Source organism: Vibrio sp. L3-7, assembly GCF_963898195.1.
Lineage (GTDB): Bacteria > Pseudomonadota > Gammaproteobacteria > Enterobacterales > Vibrionaceae > Vibrio > Vibrio echinoideorum.
This window is the reverse complement of record NZ_CAWQUW010000023.1, coordinates 247,902-266,633: the sequence shown is the minus strand read 5'-3', so window position 1 is coordinate 266,633 and position 18,732 is coordinate 247,902. Positions and strand designations below refer to the sequence as shown.

15 protein-coding genes are annotated in these 18,732 nt (G+C 42.4%); 8 read left to right on the top strand and 7 right to left on the bottom strand.

What is annotated here, in order from left to right; all coding sequences use genetic code 11:
* Nucleotides 1-236 precede the first annotated feature (236 nt).
* The 5 genes from malE (at nt 237) to AACW75_RS16220 (ending at nt 6,882) form a co-directional block, all read left to right on the top strand.
* Entirely contained in the window at nt 237-1,421 is a 1,185-nt protein-coding gene (gene malE / locus AACW75_RS16240) for a maltose/maltodextrin ABC transporter substrate-binding protein MalE (RefSeq protein ID WP_017074674.1), read from the top strand.
* Between the two features lie 81 nt (nt 1,422-1,502).
* Nucleotides 1,503-3,074, top strand: coding sequence for a maltose ABC transporter permease MalF (gene malF / locus AACW75_RS16235; protein ID WP_017074675.1), 1,572 nt, complete (start codon nt 1,503-1,505; stop codon nt 3,072-3,074).
* 11 nt (nt 3,075-3,085) lie between these two features.
* Nucleotides 3,086-3,976 carry a maltose ABC transporter permease MalG gene (gene malG, locus AACW75_RS16230; RefSeq protein WP_017081399.1) on the top strand — a complete coding sequence of 297 codons (891 nt, stop codon included), beginning with the start codon at nt 3,086-3,088 and terminating at the stop codon, nt 3,974-3,976.
* A gap of 563 nt (nt 3,977-4,539) precedes the next feature.
* On the top strand, nt 4,540-5,151 hold the full coding sequence (locus AACW75_RS16225; protein WP_135454425.1) for an outer membrane beta-barrel protein: 612 nt from the start codon (nt 4,540-4,542) through the stop codon (nt 5,149-5,151).
* Between the two features lie 78 nt (nt 5,152-5,229).
* On the top strand, nt 5,230-6,882 hold the full coding sequence (locus AACW75_RS16220; RefSeq protein ID WP_145568951.1) for an ABC transporter substrate-binding protein: 1,653 nt from the start codon (nt 5,230-5,232) through the stop codon (nt 6,880-6,882).
* 8 nt (nt 6,883-6,890) lie between these two features.
* Here AACW75_RS16220 and AACW75_RS16215 read toward each other — a convergent pair whose 3' ends face one another.
* The 3 genes from AACW75_RS16215 to AACW75_RS16205 all read right to left on the bottom strand — a co-directional run bounded on the left by AACW75_RS16215 (nt 6,891) and on the right by AACW75_RS16205 (nt 9,726).
* On the bottom strand, nt 6,891-7,136 hold the full coding sequence (locus tag AACW75_RS16215) for a hypothetical protein (RefSeq protein WP_029225012.1): 246 nt from the start codon (nt 7,134-7,136) through the stop codon (nt 6,891-6,893).
* 295 nt (nt 7,137-7,431) lie between these two features.
* Nucleotides 7,432-7,935, bottom strand: coding sequence for an acyl-CoA thioesterase (locus tag AACW75_RS16210; protein WP_017074677.1), 504 nt, complete (start codon nt 7,933-7,935; stop codon nt 7,432-7,434).
* 897 nt (nt 7,936-8,832) lie between these two features.
* Entirely contained in the window at nt 8,833-9,726 is an 894-nt protein-coding gene (locus AACW75_RS16205) for a DMT family transporter (RefSeq protein WP_237297480.1), read from the bottom strand.
* 98 nt (nt 9,727-9,824) lie between these two features.
* Here AACW75_RS16205 and AACW75_RS16200 point away from each other — a divergent pair, with 98 nt between their 5' ends.
* Nucleotides 9,825-10,613, top strand: coding sequence for an AraC family transcriptional regulator (locus AACW75_RS16200; protein WP_237297479.1), 789 nt, complete (start codon nt 9,825-9,827; stop codon nt 10,611-10,613).
* A 598-nt stretch (nt 10,614-11,211) separates the two neighbouring features.
* On the opposite strand, the gene AACW75_RS16195 is transcribed toward AACW75_RS16200, so the two are convergent.
* On the bottom strand, nt 11,212-12,102 hold the full coding sequence (locus AACW75_RS16195; RefSeq protein WP_135454431.1) for a LysR family transcriptional regulator: 891 nt from the start codon (nt 12,100-12,102) through the stop codon (nt 11,212-11,214).
* 105 nt (nt 12,103-12,207) lie between these two features.
* Here AACW75_RS16195 and AACW75_RS16190 point away from each other — a divergent pair, with 105 nt between their 5' ends.
* The gene (locus AACW75_RS16190; RefSeq protein ID WP_237297478.1) at nt 12,208-12,639 is read left to right on the top strand and encodes a nuclear transport factor 2 family protein; all 432 of its coding nucleotides are present in this window, start codon (nt 12,208-12,210) and stop codon (nt 12,637-12,639) included.
* Nucleotides 12,640-13,494: 855 nt separating this feature from the next.
* Nucleotides 13,495-13,830 (top strand): endonuclease, encoded by a 336-nt coding sequence (locus AACW75_RS16185; RefSeq protein ID WP_237297485.1) that lies wholly within the window; start codon nt 13,495-13,497, stop codon nt 13,828-13,830.
* A gap of 188 nt (nt 13,831-14,018) precedes the next feature.
* Here the strand turns inward: AACW75_RS16185 and AACW75_RS16180 are convergent, their stop codons facing one another.
* From AACW75_RS16180 to AACW75_RS16170, 3 genes are read right to left on the bottom strand one after another with little or no spacing between them, the layout of a single operon-like run.
* Complete coding sequence (locus AACW75_RS16180; RefSeq protein ID WP_145568955.1) at nt 14,019-15,143, bottom strand: lipocalin-like domain-containing protein; 1,125 nt, start codon at nt 15,141-15,143, stop codon at nt 14,019-14,021.
* Nucleotides 15,143-17,680, bottom strand: coding sequence for an ABC transporter permease (locus AACW75_RS16175; protein ID WP_145568957.1), 2,538 nt, complete (start codon nt 17,678-17,680; stop codon nt 15,143-15,145). Before AACW75_RS16175 ends, AACW75_RS16180 begins: the two co-directional genes overlap by 1 nt.
* Complete coding sequence (locus AACW75_RS16170; protein WP_145568958.1) at nt 17,667-18,389, bottom strand: ABC transporter ATP-binding protein; 723 nt, start codon at nt 18,387-18,389, stop codon at nt 17,667-17,669. Before AACW75_RS16170 ends, AACW75_RS16175 begins: the two co-directional genes overlap by 14 nt.
* Nucleotides 18,390-18,732: the final 343 nt, after the last annotated feature.

Here is an 18,732-nt window from a genome sequence, read left to right as displayed (position 1 = left end):
TGGCGATCCAGTTCAAATAAATCCACCACATAACGGTGATGTTGATCACGGTGAGTATGTGTTTTGTGACTTTAATCTCTAATCTGACCGGATGGCGATCACGATTTTAAGCCATAATAGCTAGGGCGTAGTGGCTAGGATGATGAGTTAGGGGCTATTTTCTCAGATCATAAGCCCTGAAAACTGGCTCGTCTTGGTAGATGTGCCCTACGTATAAATATAAAAAGGATATTCACATGAAAAACGCTCTAAGCGCTGTAGCTCTAGGAACATTAGTTGCTCTGGGTTCTTTTGGTGCAAATGCTGCTATCGAAGAAGGACAACTAACTATCTGGGTAGGTGGTGACAAAGCTTATGAAGGCATGGCTGAAGTAGGTAAACGCTTCGAAGAAGACACTGGTGTTAAAGTAACAGTGGCTTTCCCTGACAAACTAGAAGAGAAGTTCTCTCAAGTTGCAGCGGCTGGCGATGGCCCAGATATGATCTTCTACGCACACGACCGTTTTGGCGGCTATGCAGAAGCGGGACTTCTTGTTGATATCAAACCTTCTAAAGAAATTAAAGAAGGTATCGTAGACTTCGCATGGGACGCTGTTTCATACGAAGGTAAAACAATCGCTTACCCAGTAGCGGTTGAGTCAGTTTCTCTAATTTATAACAAAGCGCTTGTTCCTAACCCACCTAAGTCTTGGGAAGAAATCCCAGCACTTGATGCTGAACTTAAAAAAGACGGCAAAAAAGCGATCATGTGGCCTCTACGTGGCGGCGCTTACTTCACATGGCCTCTACTTGCAGCTGACGGCGGTTACGCATTCAAACAGACTGCAGAAGGTTACGACATTAAAGATGCGGGCGTAGCGACTGACGGTGTTCAGAAGTCTCTAGGTTTCATCGAGAAAATGGTACAAGACAAAGTTATCTCTGCAGACATGGATTACTCAGTTGCTGAGTCTGAATTTGTTGCGGGTAACGTTGCAATGACAATCAACGGCCCTTGGGGTTGGGAAAACATCAAGAAAGCTGGCATCGATTACGGCGTAGCAACTTTACCTAAGTTCAACGGTAAAGCGTCTAAGCCTTTCGTTGGTGTATGGGCTGGTGGTATCAGCTCTGCTTCTCCAAACCGCGACCTAGCTGTTGAGTTCATGGAAAACTACCTACTAACTGATGAAGGTATGAAGAGCCTGAATGACGACAAGCCACTAGGCGCTGTTGCTCTTAACTCTTTCCAACGTCAACTAGACAGCGACACTCGCATTGCAGCAACAATGGACAACGCGATGAATGGCGAAATCATGCCTAACATTCCTCAGTTCACAACGTTCTGGTACAGCATGGAAGAAGCGATCGGTAACGTAGTTGACGGCCGTCAAACAGTAGACCAAGCACTAAAAGCTGCTGAAGGTCGTATGACTAAGTAACAACCAAGCACTACCTTTTAAGGAGAGGGTAACCTCTCCTTACTTTTCTATTTTTTATCTATATCGCTAGCAGGTTCCTCTATGCAGTCAGTTCAAGGTACAGATGCTATCCCAGCACCATCAAGCCTTCTAGGCAGTAAAAGCGTCTTCATCAAATGGGGGTTGCTTGGTAGTGTTGGCTTAATTAACGGCTACGCTACAATTCTAATGTATTCACGCGGTGAGCTCGCTTTTGCGTTGCTTACTGTGATTTTAACGGCTTTGGCACTTTACATTTTTGGCAGTAAGAAAACTTACGCCCACCGTTATATTTATCCGGGTATTGCCGGAATGATCTTGTTCATTCTTTTTCCATTGGCTTATACCGTCGGGCTTGCGTTCACTAACTACAGCGCAAAAAACCAACTGTCTCTAGAGCGTACTCAAACCGTTCTTTTAGATCGCTCATTCCAAAGCGGTGAGAGCTACCCATTTACTTTGTACAAGACTGATGACGGTCACCAGATCGTTGTTAAAGATGGCGACCAGCTGTTAGCAACAGACGTATTTTCATTTGAAGATATGAGTGCAACAGAGATGGACCTATCTGCAATTGAGTCTGCACAAGGTGAGAAAGAGAAGATCAAAGCGATCATCCAAAACCGTGCTGCGATTAATGCGGTTGATTTCCATCTGCCTAACGGTGACGACATCCGCATGAGTGGCTTACGTAAGTTTGCTTCTGTTGCTCCGCTTTACACGCTACAAGACGATGAACAAACGTTAATCAACAATGAAACGGGTGAAGTTCTCAAGCCAAATATGGAAGAGGGTTTCTATCAACCTGTTGATGCCAATGGTGAGTTTACTGGTAACACAATCTCCCCGGGCTTTGTGGTTAATATTGGTACACATAACTTTGAACGTGTTTGGAAAGATGATGGTATTAAAGAACCATTCATCAGCATCTTTATTTGGACGGTGATCTTCTCGGTATGTACCGTAGCGTTCACACTTGTTATCGGGCTTGTACTTGCGAATATCGTGCAATGGGAAGAGCTAAAAGGTCGTTCAATCTATCGTGTTCTACTGATTCTGCCTTACGCAGTACCAGCATTCATCTCGATTCTTATCTTTAAAGGTCTATTCAACCAGAGCTTTGGTGAGATCAACATGGTGCTTGAGAATATCTTCGGCTTAAGCCCGAACTGGTTCTCTGACCCAATTCTTGCGAAAACCATGGTGTTGATGGTTAACACGTGGCTAGGTTTCCCTTACATGATGATTCTATGTATGGGTCTACTAAAAGCGATTCCTGATGATTTGTACGAAGCGTCAGCGATTGATGGTGCGAACTTCCTTGATAACTTCAAGCGTATTACATTCCCATTGATGATTAAGCCGCTTACACCGCTATTGATTGCAGCGTTTGCCTTTAACTTCAATAACTTTGTAATGATTCAACTATTGACGAACGGTGGCCCGAACATGATTGGCACCTCAGAGCCAGCGGGTTACACAGACTTGCTTGTAAGCTACACCTACCGAATTGCATTCGAAGGCGGCGGCGGTCAAGACTTCGGTCTAGCAAGTGCAATCGCAACGCTTATTTTCCTATTGGTTGGTGGACTTGCATTACTAAACCTTCGTTTCACTAAACTGTCTCAAGATTAAGGAGCACGACAATGGCTATGGTACAAGGTAAAGGCCTTAAATACCGAGTGTGGGCAACGCATGCAGTGTTGTGGTGCTTCTTGGCAATGATTATCTTCCCACTACTGATGATCATCGCTATCTCGTTCCGTGAAGGTAACTTCGCAACAGGTAGTTTGATTCCCGATAACCCATCACTGGAGCACTGGAAACTGGCTCTTGGTATGTCGGTAACGAATGCTGACGGCTCGGTGACACCACCTCCATTCCCAGTACTAACGTGGTTATGGAACTCAATTAAAGTCGCGGGTGTGACGTCGCTTCTTATTGTGGCATTGTCTACAACATCGGCTTACGCATTTGCTCGTATGCGCTTCAAAGGTAAAGAAACTATCCTGAAAGCGATGATGATTTTCCAAATGTTCCCAGCAGTACTGGCTCTAGTCGCTATTTACGCGCTGTTCGACAAGCTTGGTCAATACATCCCGTTCTTAGGCTTGAACACGCACGGTGGTCTAATCTTCTCGTACTTAGGCGGTATAGCACTGCACGTTTGGACGATCAAAGGTTACTTTGAGACGATTGATAACTCTTTGGAAGAGGCGGCAGCTCTGGATGGAGCAACGCCGTGGCAAGCATTCAGACTGGTTCTATTACCATTGTCTGTGCCAATCCTAGCGGTTGTGTTTATTCTTTCGTTCATCGCAACCGTTGGTGAAGTGCCAGTAGCATCTATCCTGTTAACTGATGTGAACTCTTACACGTTAGCGGTAGGTATGCAGCAATATCTATATCCTCAGAACTACCTATGGGGTGACTTTGCGGCAGCGGCTGTACTATCAGCACTTCCGATTACTATCGTATTCTTACTTGCACAACGTTGGTTAGTTGGCGGTTTGACTGCAGGTGGTGTAAAAGGATAAGCTGTACCCTATAAGAAAGAAAAAGAGCGACCTTTAGGTCGCTCTATATTGGCATTTTTATTACATCATTTGGTTTGGCCGCCGATCAGTAATAAAAATAACCCTCAGGTTACGCATAGCTGGCCGCTAATCAGGTTCCTTACGCTATTAATGATTAGTGGTTTTTGTAACTCTAACCCAAGTATTTACTTGGGTTTTTTTATGTCTAGTTTTTAATTTCTTTTCTTGATTATAGTAATCTCACTTCCAAACAACACTTCAGTCAAATTAGCATGCGACGCATAGCGTAAATATTTAATAATTATACTTAAATTACATTTTGATACGTGATCTACACACACTTGCCCAAAGCCCAAGATAACTTATGGTTAACAACTTAAATGTGAAGAGTTGTGTCTGATTGTATTGATATGTAGAAAAATAATGGCGAACAATTACGTGTTTTAATGGTTTCCTATTAATTAATATTATTCTGTTTCGAAACCCAGTGAAAGGGATTGCATTGGTTGCTAAAGGATGTGCAAAAACAATAAATATTATTCTTAGATAGGCAGTTAAATACAATGTTAAGAAAAACAACAATCACAACAACTCTCCTGATGCTATGTTCTGCAGCAAACGCAAATCCATATATTGGAGCATCTGTTGGTCAAGCAAATTTTGATAGTGCGAGCTTTTCTGTTGATTCCGCATACGGTTCTAACAAGACGTCATTAAAGTTAGATGATGATTCTAGTTTGGCTGGCAAAATCTACGGTGGTTATCAGTTCAACCGCTACATTGCTTTGGAAGGTTCAATTGGAGGCTATGATGCTTTAGACGGTAAATCTGTTACTGTCGGCGACATGAAGTTTGCAGCGATCCAACCTAAAGTTATTTTACCAATTAATGACCGTTTTAATCTTTTTGCGAAAGCAGGGGTCGCATATTTTAATGCTGAATTTAAAGTAAGTAACTCTTTCGTTGGTGCTACGGGTTATTCAACATTCTCTGATACAACAGTGACGGGCATGTATGGTTTGGGGGCTGACTTTTTGTTGACAGATAATCTTCGAATTGAGGCAACATGGGACTATATGAAACCTGAACTAGACGTGGCAAAAGCGCTTGGAGCGACAGCCTCTGTTGATGCTGAGATTAGTGTTTTCTCTCTTGGAATGAATTACCACTTCTAATATTGAGATTCTAGGGAGCTAGGAATATGTAGCTCCCTTTGCTATGTTTTAGCTGACGGAAATTGAAGTGGAATTGTTGTGAATGATGTAAACCTTAGACACTTAGATCAGTTGCTTAAGCATTTTGAGATTCATTTATCCCACTCAATAGGCTTAGGCGAATTAGAGGTCGCACTATGCACTTCTAAACGTAACGTATCAATTGTTATGAAAAAGCTGTCCGGACAGGAGTGGATAGAATGGATTCCCGCAATAGGTAGGAGTAATTCTAGTAAACTTACGATTAAAAAATCGTTGCAACAAGCAATTACCGAATTGTTGATTAGTGAACTAAATAAAGGCAGTTTTAAACTAGTATCCCGTCTTGTCGACATATACGGTTCGACAGCCGTCCGAGCACTTACTTTAGCGACAGAGCACCTCAACCAAACCAATGAATCAAGTAATGCTGTGTTGATAGCGTCCTATCCATGGGTACACACTATTGATCCACTCAAGACGTTTCGGCATGCAGAGCTGCATATAGCAAAAAGTGTATATGATGTATTGCTGGTTCAGAGTCCAGATGGTGATTTAATGCCTTCCTTGGCTCACGATTGGATGATGGAAGACAAAACGATAACTCTATGGTTACGTCCTGGTGTTTACCGACATGACGGTGAGCTTCTGCAAGTTCAAGACGTGGTTTGGAGCATCAGACGTTTAATTGAGGGTAATGGCCCTATAAAAGAGTTATGGCAATGCGCTGAACGCGTAGACGCAATCGCGTCCAATTGTTTAGTTATTACTCTCAAGTATGCCAATAAGTTTTTTCCTTATATGCTCGCTATGTCTAACGCATCTATTGTTTGCCGAGATATACAAAGTTTCGGTGACAAATACAGTTATCATATTGGAACTGGACCGTTCAAGATTGAACACTGGTGTCAAGACAGTATTCAATTGCGAGCACATAAAGACTATTTTTCTACTCGAGCTTTGTTAGAGCGAGTCACTTTGTCTCATGCCAATGCAGATATGCAGAATATGATCAGCTTTAACTGTCCTTCGGACCAAGTTGAAATTCAAAGTATCAGCGCCCTCTTTTATTTAACTTATCGAGAAAGGTTTGGTTCGAAAATATCTCGAGAGACGTGGTGTGAATTAGCTGATTATATCCATCAGAAAAAACAGCTACATGATCCTATTAATGCGGTCGAAAGCTTGGCTTTTGATCCCTGTAAAGCTAGGCCAATGATAGCAAACGCCCCAAGCTTGAGAGGGAAGATTGTCTTGGCTGAGCCCAAATGGACTATTCCATACTTAATTCGTAATTCTAAATGGTTACATGATGTCATCCGTTCAACAGGACTCGAGTTGGAAGTTGTCATCGTCAATAACATTAGCAATCCCCACTTAGTGTCCGAGCTAGCGGATATTCTTCTTATTGAAGATGTGATTGAGACTCCCGTTGATTACGGAACTTATGAATGGTTAAGCGTGTCAACTGGATTACGATTTAGTCTTGACCGGTTTGAAATGGATGAGCATCAAGCTAAGATCAAGCGAGCGATAAGTGGCGATTCACCATCTAGTGAGTTGATGGCGATAGAAAGAGGTTTACGTTTAAGGTATACCTATTTGCCGTTATTTTCTGGTTATGAGGAGATGTCCAAAACTCAACAAGTCAGAGGGGTTCAAGTCAGACACACTGGCTACAGTGATTTTTATCGACTGTGGATCGACCTGTGACTTTGTAATTAAAACTCTCTACTAGAAGGAGCACAGCCAAGATGTTGCAACAGTACATAGATACTTTCTTGGTCGAGTGCAACGCGTCGAAAGAGATCGGCAAACGTGCTGTCACCACCAAAACAAGTTTGAATATAGTGGTTAATCTCATTGCTGTCGTAGCCTTCGACGTACAAAGTTCTAACCCATTGATACTCAACAGCCTTCAAATTGTTCAGTGTAGATTCGCTAAGAGTGGGGCGTGTGACGCTCAAGAGTAGCTCCGGAAAATTTTAATACATCCATTATGATTGGCGGTATTTAAACAGAGCAAAATGACGACTTTATTACAGTTCGAGCAAATCGCTAAACAATAGCGGGTTCATTTAAAGCCTTGGCTGAGTATCACGCTATATAAGCCGTATTCAGGCAAGTAGTATAGAGATAAGCAGTATTGGGTAGACACTACTTTGCTTGTGAGAGTGTGTTTAGGAGAGGTGGGATTAGATAAACAGATGCCAAGCATGTGCTTGGCATCGTAACTAGGTTTTGTGGGGCTAATGATTGACCTTATTTAAGGTACTTCACGTGCGCTTCCATCTCTTCGCCTATCTGCTTTCGCATGTTCATTAGGCGAATAGCCGAATCTCTTAATTCGATGTCTTCTGACGTTTCTGGCACCCATTCTGGCACCTTAGTCGGGTTACCATTTTCATCCACAGCAACCATAATAACGATACAGTGAGTCGTTAGGCGGTTGTTGAGTTCTTTAGGGTCGCTAGCTTGAACGTCGATAGCGATGTGCATAGAAGATGAACCGGTATAGATGACCTTCGCGCTTACTTCAACAAGGTTGCCAACATGGATTGGTGCTACAAATCGAATACCACCGGCGTAAGCTGTTATACAGTACTTGCCACTCCAACCGGCAGAACAAGCATAGGCTGCTAAATCGACCCACTTCATTACTGCCCCACCATGAACTTTACCACCAAAGTTCACATCTCCGGGTTCAGCTAAAAAACGTAGAGTGACGTCTCGTTTACCATCTAGTCGGCTATTGTTACTGCTCATCTATCTTCCTTCATTATTATCGTGCTGCATAACATGCTTGTTACTTGCTAATAACAATATACTTAAGATGAGATAAATTAAAGGAGATAATCTCATGGTTCAGATTATTTTTTGAAATAGGCGATAGACAAGTAAATGCAGGCATTTGAGAGTGCACGAAGCTTAAGAAAACTTAGGGTGTTCGATGGGGTGGAAAGGGTGATAGCAAAAAAAACACCTAGCATAGTGCTAGGTGTTTCCAAGCCGTTCGGTACTCATATCGGTACCTTTTTGATTTTAGCCAACTAACCGTTGTTCATTTGGTTAAGTTAAAGTAATTCTATCTCTATTAACTCTAAAGTGGTAGTTAAAGTTTCTTTACTATTCAGCTCATTTATCGCTCTTATGTAAAGTATAGATCCTTTGTGTGGATATTTCCTTTCTGATTATTGTTAGAGGCACTTCTGAGTGTATTTCGTACTAATCAAGTGTGATTATCGTTATAAAAAGGTATAGCTGCTGCCGATTCGTTAAATATCGATTCTTCATGCTGATGTAAATTAAGCCGTTGAGACTGTTTTTTTATTTATTTTGGTTGCTTAAATAGCTCACAATTCTATGAATTACAGTATCTAATTTCATTGGCTGCATACCCGCAGTGAAGGTTTCAACAGAAACGATCGCCTACAAAGTGAATGTCAATCTTCCGCTCAATAAACCGTACTCTGTGCATTAAATATGATTCAACACCATGTTGCAAGAGTAATGGTAGGTATTAAAAATATTTAAAAGTTTCGTCAACAAAAAATCAAAATCATAGAAGTTTTTAATGAGAAGTAGCAATAAAACAAAAGTACCTGCTAGGGGGCAGGTACTGGGAGGACAAATATTAGAATATGTTTGCTAAGTAGGGTTAGCTTAGCTTTGTTGAGGAATTGGAACCCCAAGCCTTGGCTTTCTTTTGATTTGAGCAAGAATAACACCTGAAATTACCATCACGCCTCCAATGATATGGAATTGGTTAATTTCTTCACCTAACCAAGTAGACGCAAATACAATCGCGATAACGGGCATTAAGTTCATGAACATGGCACTTGAATCCGCTCCAATGGTATCAATCGCTTTCACCCACATCCAAGGTGCCAGAATAGAAGCAGCAAGGGCAGCGTAAGCAATCAAAGGAATAGCCTGTTGGGATGGCAACAGTTGTTCACTGGTTAACCAAAGTGGTGTCAACATAGCAACCGCAAACAACCCTTGTATATAAATAACCACCCAGCTACTTATCGGCATTTTCCAGCGTTTGAGTAACACGCAGTATGAAGCATAAACGAATGCCGCGATTAGCATGTAGCCATCACCTTGAGTCAGTTCTTGATGGATGAAGAATAAAGGATCGCCTTTCCCTAACATCAGAGCTAGCCCAGACAGCGACAATATGCCACCAACAATACTCAAACTAGAAATTGACTTACGTAACAAAGGAACGCTCAGAAAAACACTGATCAATGGCACTAATGAAGTGATCAACGCCATATTAGATGCAGTTGTCGTTAAGCCGGCGTAGTAACCTAAAGATTGGTTTAACACCATGCCCAAAAAGCCAAGGAATGCCAGCTTAGACAAATTAGGTTTAATGATTGGCCACTGTTTAATCACAGACCGAATACAGAAAGGTGTCAGGATCAACATTGCAATAAACCAACGGTAAAAACTCATTGCGCTCGGTTCAATGGTGCTTGCGGCCAGTTTATTGACGATAGCATTTGCACCCCAGATACAGACTGTGAAAAATGGTAAGAGATAATACATGTGAGTTCCGTCGCAAATGAGTTGATGCGGCTAGTTTGACAGGTCGTTATACTTACAGATATCTTTAAAAAGACATCAGGCGCGATAGGAAGACAAGTTTGAAAAAACACTTAAGAAACCTTCACCCATCCTTATCAATCGATAAGGCTCCATCCAACGTATTTATGAATTTCGAAGCTTTCTTATCGAACACCGAAACTCGCGTGCATAGCCACCCTTGGGGACAAGTACAGTTGATCAGTGGCGGTATTCTAGAAATGGAAGCTGAAGGTACACGCTTCCTAGCGCCGCCACATCTAGCGATTTGGGTACCTGCGGGAGTTACGCATTGCAGTTATAACCGTAAACCCTTGGATTATTGCTCTCTGAATATTGCGCACGAACTAACTCAACATCTGCCTGAGAAAACCAGCCTAATTAAGATCACGCCAATCGTGTCTTCGATTATTGATGACTTTCGTCAGCGTGATATCAACGTTGCTGATAGCGAACAAGACCAAAGGTTAGTGAAAGTATTGTTGGATCAATTGGCAGAGCGCCAAGTTGAGCACCATTTTTTACCTTCAACTGATAACAAATATCTTGCGCCCATTCTGGCTGCGATAGAAGAGAACCCAACTGATGATATTTCATTGAAGGATTGGGCCGATAGAGTGCACGCGACAGAGCGAACCTTATCGCGCCACTGTCAAAGTGAACTGGGGATGAGCTTTACTGAATGGCGACTTCGAGTACGCTACTTGTACTCTATGGATCTGTTAAGAAATGGGCAATCCGTTAAAGAAGTCGCACTGACTTTAGGCTATAACCAAGCGAGCCCGTTCATTAGTATGTTCAAGAAATATTCCGGCCAAACACCAGAACAATATAAGAACCGTTTGTTATAATTACTCATTTAAATCAATTTTTATGATGTTTTCTATAAGTTAGCACAAGGGTTGGACAGACGTTTAGTTTTAGCTGTTTCATCATTATTTTAGATAAAAACGGTGACCGAATTTTAGCAGTTAGTCTAGCGCCAAGTTTAAAATGGTGAAGCCACAAGATACGCCTTGATCTTATGAGCTATCCGAGTATGTAATACTTATCTCCATTCTTCATTGGATATGTTCGGCGCAAGTTAAAAATACTGAAATGGGCCCCCAACTAATGTTTAGTGTTAACTGTGGCCTTAGGGTTCAATAATATTTTTAGGCTCTTTGATTAACTTGAAGCGTTGAAATAGATGTCAAAGTAACTTGCTATAGTATCGTTTAAAGGCGCTGTTGAAATAAATTAATTCATCATTAGTTAATTAGATAAGGTACAACGAGATATTCTCCGTAATTTAGAATTGATAAGACTCTAAAAGGCTGTTGGACAGAAAAATTGAAACCTATCTTAACTCTCGTCGAATGCGAATTTATGCCAGAAAATTGGAAGCAAGCCAACTTTGAGATGGAATTGTTCTAATATCGGACCAATGTCTAAATACAAAGCGTAATATTAATTAATTTCATGCCTTTTGAAATAATCACTTAGAAAGTCAATTATAGCTCTGACTATAGGTGATAAGTGTTTACGTGAAGGGTACAAGACGAAAATATCCATATCTTTCAGCGCCCAATCCGGCAGTACTTGAACTAATTGACCATTATCGATAGAGGGTTGAATTAAATAAATTGGAAGAAAAGACACGCCAGTACCATGTATGCAAGCTTGCATTAAAGAAGTAGCTTCATTGGTTACTAATCGACAGTTAACATCGATAACTTTTTTGAGGTTGTCTTTGTACAACGACCATGCGTTAGTTTCGAGGTTCTTATGCCCCAAGCATTGGTGGTGAAGCAAGTCCTCAGGTGAATTAATAGGTTGGTTCTTGTTTAAATAATGAGGGCTAGCTACTAATATTGAGCGACATTTAGCGATTGGCTTGCCCAACAAATATGGGGGTGGAGATTTAGTTATACGGATAGCCAAGTCAATACGGTTATTGATCAAATCTTGAGGAGAGTCGAGTAACTCGACATTTATTTTAACTTTTGTGTTTAATGACATAAATTCACTGACTGCAGCCATTAATTGAGAGTGGCCAAATGACATGCTTGTTGCGATACAAACGGTTCCTTTCAGATCAGCGTTAGGCTTAAATTGGTCAATCATCTTCTCTGTATCATCAACCCAGCGTTTGAGGTCTTCTAAGCATTCTACTCCCACGTTTGTTAAGGCAACTTTTCTAGTTGTGCGATGAAATAAACGAGCGTCAAACCACTCTTCCATAACAGCTATACTACGAGTCACCATAGCCCTTGACATAGTTAAACGGTCAGCAGTTACACTAAAACTACTTGTGTGGGCTACATCAATAAAAACTTTAGCAGCGACTATTTTATCCATATTTTTTGTACGTTTTATGAATCAATGATGCTCATTATTGCGGATGTTTCATTGATCGGCAATACATTATGATACATACACTGTTTTTTGAGGAGTTGAGCGAGTTTGAATAAAGTAATGATTTTAATGTTCTTAGTAATGGTAAGTACTAGTTTATATGCAGACCAAAGTCACGAAGAACTTAACAAATCGATAGTTGTGTCTTTTTATAGCGATGTTCTACTAAATAGAAACTCGGACGCCATTGATAAATATATTGGTGACAAATATATACAACATAACCCTAATCTTCCTGATGGTAAAAAGGCGCTAAAAGATTTCATTAATAACGTTCCAAGCACGACACCGGGTGAGATTGTACGTGTTTTATCTGATGGCAACTTGGTAGCATTACACGTAAAGCGTTTTTCTCCTGGAGGAGATAAAAATAGGGTCATAGTTGATATTTTCAAAGTCGAAAACTCAATGATAATAGAACATTGGGATGTTATTCAGGCTATACCAGAATACTCAATAAATGGTCATTCCATGTACTGATTTTTCCTTCTAATTATGTCTAATTACATGCGTATTTTTAACGTTGGATTTTTAGTCGGTGTTACTGTTAAGCCTGCGAATGAAGGTAAATTAATGTGCGGTCAAAGTTTATATTTTATAGATATTGTAATAAATATCGAAAATGCAATTTAAGGATGAAATGGTGAGGTTTTTTAAAAGTGCTTATTTGTACATTAACTACAATAGTGATTTACTTAGTGATATTGTTTTATTGGATATTAAATCGAAAAAAAAGGACATGCCTTTATACGTATCATTAGGCGGTGCTCGTCATAAGATTAGCTATTTATAGTGTTCTGTTCTTTGATATACATAGCTTGTTTCCAAAAATGTCACATATGATTTTTGTTTTGTTTTGTTTTGTTTTGTTTTGTTTTGTTTTGTTTTGTTTTGTAGAGTAGAACAAGCGTGGCACTCATCAATGATGAGTCATTAAAACAATAACAAGGATACTTAAAATAATGAAAATGCGTTTGAATCTGAACCTTTACCTCGTCTCTACAGCCCTTAGTCCAATTGTGTTTGCTGATGCTACATACCCACTGCTAACACCTCAAAGCTGAAGGGTTAAATGATAGTGCTTTAAAAGAAATGCTAAGCGTAATAGCGACTCATGAGCAAAAGTAATTATCGTATACACAGGTATGGTTGGTATGAAAAGATACCAATGGAGACCCGAATAACTCAGACAACGTTATTCTCTATTCCAGCGGCCGCTCACAATCCAAAGACTTTACTTCTTCGGGTAACAACGACAAAAATGCATGGAATCGTGAACACCTTTGGCCTAAGTCTTTTGGTTTTTAGCGTAAAGATTAATGGGGCTATACCGGTATCCACCATTTACCACAAACGGATGCAGAGAATCACTCCACCCGTTCAAACAAAAGTTTTGATTTCGTCGATTCGCCCTTAAAAAAGTCGCCGCTCAACAAAACCGAATACGATAGCTTTGAACCTCGAGATGCAATGAAAGGTGATACCGCCTGTTCGATTTTCTACATGGCTGTGCGCTATGAAGGCAACAATGCAAAAATACCCGACTTGTATCTGGTTGATGATATTTCGAGTACGTCAGGTAAACCTAAAGTTGGCAAGCGATGTACGTTGCTTCAATTGTATAACGCTGACCCAGTAGACAGCTGGTTCAGCGCCACGAAAAAGCTGTGACGTGGCAAGGCAACTGTAACTCTTTCATCGATAATCCGAATTGGGTTAACAACATTTTATGGTAGCCGATGTGACGGTTGATTTGATTCTTAGTCGTCTATTTAACATCAATTAATACATCTTTACTAGCGACTCATCTTTGACATATTAGAACTTGGAGTACCTCATGTTCAGAACATGCTTTTTGCTTAATATCCCGTCAGCTCCATATAGCCAGAACCAGAGTGAGATCCTTTAATCACGATTGGCCCTTCCCAATAGGGCACGGATAGTGGCATTTTCGCATTTGGATTAAGCGCCGAAACAGTCAGTTTAATTTGTTGCGTCGGAATCTTAATTTGCCACTCTGTTGGATAGTCACGTCCATCGATCTCTGTTTTCTTGGTCGCGATTAAGCTGATATCTTGTTGTTTAATCGCGATGCCAGAACCTTCTCGCTGCATTAACCTCGCATGGGAATAGCTGGCTTTGCCTGTTTTTGAATCTCGAAGTTGGAACACGACCAAACTGGTTGCATCATTTAACCTTAGAGCAAACCAATCCCAACCTTGTTGTGAGTCGAGCAAAAACTGCGAACTCCACTCTCTGTCGATCCAACCTTTGCCTGATACTTGATGTGCGACGCCATCAATGATCACTTCGCCTGATACATCAATGAACGGCTGACTGTAGTAATACGAAGCTACCTGCGCGTCACCGCTCTTGGTGCTGTAGCCTTGCTCGCCCTGTTTTTGGTAGGGTGCATCGTTAGTTAATTTGAGCGAGTAACCAAACTGTTCAGAGTCTGCATTCAACGTAGCAGGGAATAGATCATCGGTAGCCGAGGTCCATTGCCAATCATCAAGGTAAACTCGAAATGGTGAAGAATCGACACCAGCTAGTTCAGCTTGACCGCGAGACCATTTTTCGTCGGCATAGTGTTTGTCTTTGGTGGTGACGGCACTATGCGCCATGTAGATTTGTTGGCTTTGCCACGCGGTTTTCTGAGCGCTGTGGTCACTTTCTTGTGGTGCGGTTGCGAAACGAAATTGAGTCCATTGCACACCTAATGAGTGACCTTCTTCATCAGTTAGATTGGCAGTTAAATACCACCATTCATGGCGAAAATCAGGGTGTGCTTGATGGTCGGCAGGAAAGGTGATGCCGATGCCTTTTACCACCGGAGTGAATTGCGCTTTGTCTGTTTGCGTTTCCCCGCCGGTTTGTCTTTCAGTTCCGAGGATTGAGCCCATTTTTTGGGGCTGTGAGTCTTCACATGCGACAAGAGGTAAACTCAACAGAATGAGCGCTGCTGCCTTAATTAGTTGGTTCATCACAACACCTCACTTTGTAAGCTGGACACGACCGGTTTACTGACCAAACGCCACAGCGGAATTAAGGTAGCAACCACTGCGACTAAAATGGTGATGACAGCAATGCTCAGTGCGTCACTCCAGTTCCATACGTAATTTAAGCTCCAACCAAATGCGCGAAGGGTGACGATATCTGTCAGCACATAGCCGACCATGGCACCAAGCGGCACGGCGACCACCAGAGTAAAAGCGACCAGAACAACGATTTGCCCCACCACCATAACCATTAATTTCTTCCGACTAACGCCAAGCGCATACAACCTTGCAATAGCGGCTTTGCGTGCGTCGAGCAACATAAAGCAGGCACAGAACAAACCAATAACAGCCACCATTAAAGTGACGCCATTGAGCGCCCGCGTAATGGCAAAAGTTTGTGAGAAAATGTCCAAAGCTATCGACTTAATTTGGGCTTGATCGTAAAGCTGACTGGGATGCAAATTCAATTGTTGGCGTAGTTGTTCGTACACCTGTTGTGGGTCGCCAGATACTTTGATTCCCAAACTGGTGGGTAAGTCTGTGAAGCCGTTTTCAAGCCATAAGTTGGGAGCCAATAACACTTCCCCATTCGGTGAGCCATAGTCATGGAAAATCGCGCCAACACTCAGTGTATTGTCTTGGATAGCGTCTAATTTGAGTTGGCTTCCAAGTGACAAGTTGAGTTTCACCGCGGTGGGCTCGCTGATCGCCACTAATTCACCTTGGTAAAAGCGCGGCCAGAAGTTATCAACATGAGACTGGAACACCATGGTTTGTTCAAGTGTGTCTTTGTCTTTGGTGCCGAGCAAAATAGGCAAGCCTTGCAAGTTATCATCAACGTAGTATTGCTTGTAGACGGTTTCAACGTTATCAAACTGGGCTAAGGCACGTTCAACGTTGGCAATTTCACCTTGGGCGGGGCTAACGTAAATGTCGGCATGCAATCGCTGTTCAAGCCATTGCTTTAGAGTGGACTCAAAACTGCCAACTAAGGTATTCATTCCCATATTGGCGGTAACAGCAAGAAGCAGCGCCATCATGGCAAGGGAAAGAGGGGAGATCAGCTCACGCAGTTCAGCAAACAGATATTGTATTAAACCTGATTGGGCGCGCTTTTCGCTCCAACTCGCTAGCGCACTTAGGGTTTTCGGTAGGTACAAAGGAATCGACACCACTAACACACCGAGCCAGGCCATAGTGAACCGATGGTGTTCGCTCAGCCATAAACCGGCCAACGCCAAAACAGTGAGTACCACGCCAATAACAAATAGCTGATTTTCGTTCGAGGCTTCCGGCGCTTGATAAAAACCACCATGTGAAGAGAGGGGTTGGCGGACCCTCTGTTTAAAGTGCTGCCAACACGCAATCAGCGTTGCTGCTAAGGTGAGGAGTAAAGCTTGAGCTAACCATTGCCACTGCCAAGTGCCGGGAAGCAGCGTTGCGCCATAGAGTTGCTCAAGGGTTATTGCAACCGTTGGGTGTAGCCAATGGCTGAGTTGAATGCCGAGAATGAAACCAAGCGAAGCGCCAAATGTGACTAAAATAATGAGCTCGACTAACAGTGCCGAAAATACAATGCTTGGTGCAACGCCAGCTTGCTGGATCTGCACCAATAACCGATTACGTTTTAACAAGCTGTATTTCACGCCGTTATAAGCGATGAACAAGCCGACTAAAAACGCCAATAAACTCATCGCAGTCAAATTAAGGTGAAAGCTGTCAGTAATCGAGCCGAGATCGGTACTTTGATTATTGGTGATCCATTGCCCTTGTTCGCCAACGATGCTTTGCCATTTATCGAGTGAGTTGTTATTGGGATTAAACACAGCGATGTAGCTCAGTTGTCCTTGTTTGTTGAGCAGTTGTTGAGCGAATCCAATGTCCATCAGCATTCTGCTACCCAGTTGCCATTCGTCTGGTAGCACCACGACTTTGGTTTTGATTTCATCCAGAGTGAGCGTGTCTACTTCGCCCAAGTTTTGGTATTGCGATTGGCTCATCATCACGATGGGCTCGCCCGCTAAGAGTGGCGGTAAAGGCAAGGCGGTATCGAACAGGGAAATGTTTGGTTCATTGCCTCGAGTATTGTCTTTTTCGTTATCGCTTTTTTCATCGACGCCAGAGTAACGAGATCTTGAGGTGAGAGCGGCGATTAATTCACTCCCTTGTATTGACCAACGACGTCCTTGCTCGTCTCTCACTCGCCCTTCAATCACAGGCAGCGAGGCACTTAATCCATTTTGTCTTAAGGCGAAGTAAAGCGATTCTGGTAAGTAGTTTTGCCCTGCTGGTGGAATGATCAAGTTCTTCGCTTGGGCGCTAAGTTGCTCAGTCGATTCTGAATAACTGCGTTTGGCATTAAGGTTAATGGCTTGCACGGCGACAAACAAGGTCACCGCCAGTACGATGCCGATTAAAATTGCAGCAGCTTGTAACGGTGATTGACGATAGTGCGCCGCGAACAGATTTAGAGTCAGTTTGATATGGGTGAACTTGGTGTTCGCAAACCTAGTTTGCTTCATAGGGCTGCTCACTGGCTTGCGATAGAGCCTTTTTCAAATCAACGGTCTTCAAACGACCATCATCTAAAACCAACTGTGTTTGCATAAAACTGGCACACTCAGGGCTGTGTGTGACCAACAGTACAGCAGTGTTGCCTTGTGTGGTTATTTCACTCAGCAACTTCATGACTTCTAAGCCTGCTTTTTGGTCGAGGTTGCCTGTCGGTTCATCGGCAAGCAGTAGCTTGGGTTTGTGGGCTAGCGCGCGTGCAATAGCGACACGTTGCTGCTGGCCGCCAGAGAGCGCAGAAACATGCCTATCAAGTAGCTCGCTGATGCCTAAAGCTTCCACCAAATAATCACACCAATCGTTCCATTTTTGTTGGTTTAAATGCAGCGGGAAGGCGATGTTTTGTTTTACGTTGAGCGGGGTGAGTAAGTTGAACTGTTGAAAGATAACGCCGAGTTTTTGATGGCGAAAGCGACTCCATTGCGGATCCTTCCAAACCATCGCGTTATCGCCATCTAGCCACAACTCACCATCTGAAAGTGGTTCGAAACCAGCAATCACGTTGAGTAGGGTGCTTTTGCCACTGCCACTCGCTCCTGTCAAAGCCACACTTGCGCCCGTCGCCAATGTGAAGTCGACGCCTTCCAATACGTTATGGGTCTCTTTGCCATCAACAAAGCTTTTTCTCGCATGTTTGAGCGTGACAATTGGGCTTTCCATTTCATCTCCCTAAAACCAAAAACAGAATCAAAAGGTGTCGTTTCTATTGGCAATTACCGAAGCGATAAGCCCTATGAGATTCTAGACAACAATTAAAAAAAATTAGCGATTTACATCGAATTATTAATAACTTGTACTTCGATTAGGAGGAAATAGATCAGTAAAAGAAGAGGGGATAACGATTGAAGGGCAATTTGGACGGCTTCTAACTTGAGATTCGAGGGCCATGCTAGCTTGGTGAATGCTTGAACTAGGTTTTTATATCAAGTCATGAGTTAGCTTCTCACTCGTTTATGCCCAGTTTTCCGCTCAGAGACGAAGGAAGGTTGCATGAATGAAGAAA

Coding starts and splice junctions, on each gene's coding strand:
- malE (WP_017074674.1), top strand. CDS start 237: ATGAAAAACGCTCTAAGCGCTGTAGCTCTAGGAACATTAGTTGCTCTG.
- malF (WP_017074675.1), top strand. CDS start 1,503: ATGCAGTCAGTTCAAGGTACAGATGCTATCCCAGCACCATCAAGCCTT.
- malG (WP_017081399.1), top strand. CDS start 3,086: ATGGCTATGGTACAAGGTAAAGGCCTTAAATACCGAGTGTGGGCAACG.
- AACW75_RS16225 (WP_135454425.1), top strand. CDS start 4,540: ATGTTAAGAAAAACAACAATCACAACAACTCTCCTGATGCTATGTTCT.
- AACW75_RS16210 (WP_017074677.1), bottom strand. CDS start 7,935: ATGAGCAGTAACAATAGCCGACTAGATGGTAAACGAGACGTCACTCTA.
- AACW75_RS16205 (WP_237297480.1), bottom strand. CDS start 9,726: ATGTATTATCTCTTACCATTTTTCACAGTCTGTATCTGGGGTGCAAAT.
- AACW75_RS16195 (WP_135454431.1), bottom strand. CDS start 12,102: ATGGATAAAATAGTCGCTGCTAAAGTTTTTATTGATGTAGCCCACACA.
- AACW75_RS16180 (WP_145568955.1), bottom strand. CDS start 15,143: ATGAACCAACTAATTAAGGCAGCAGCGCTCATTCTGTTGAGTTTACCT.
- AACW75_RS16175 (WP_145568957.1), bottom strand. CDS start 17,680: ATGAAGCAAACTAGGTTTGCGAACACCAAGTTCACCCATATCAAACTG.
- AACW75_RS16170 (WP_145568958.1), bottom strand. CDS start 18,389: ATGGAAAGCCCAATTGTCACGCTCAAACATGCGAGAAAAAGCTTTGTT.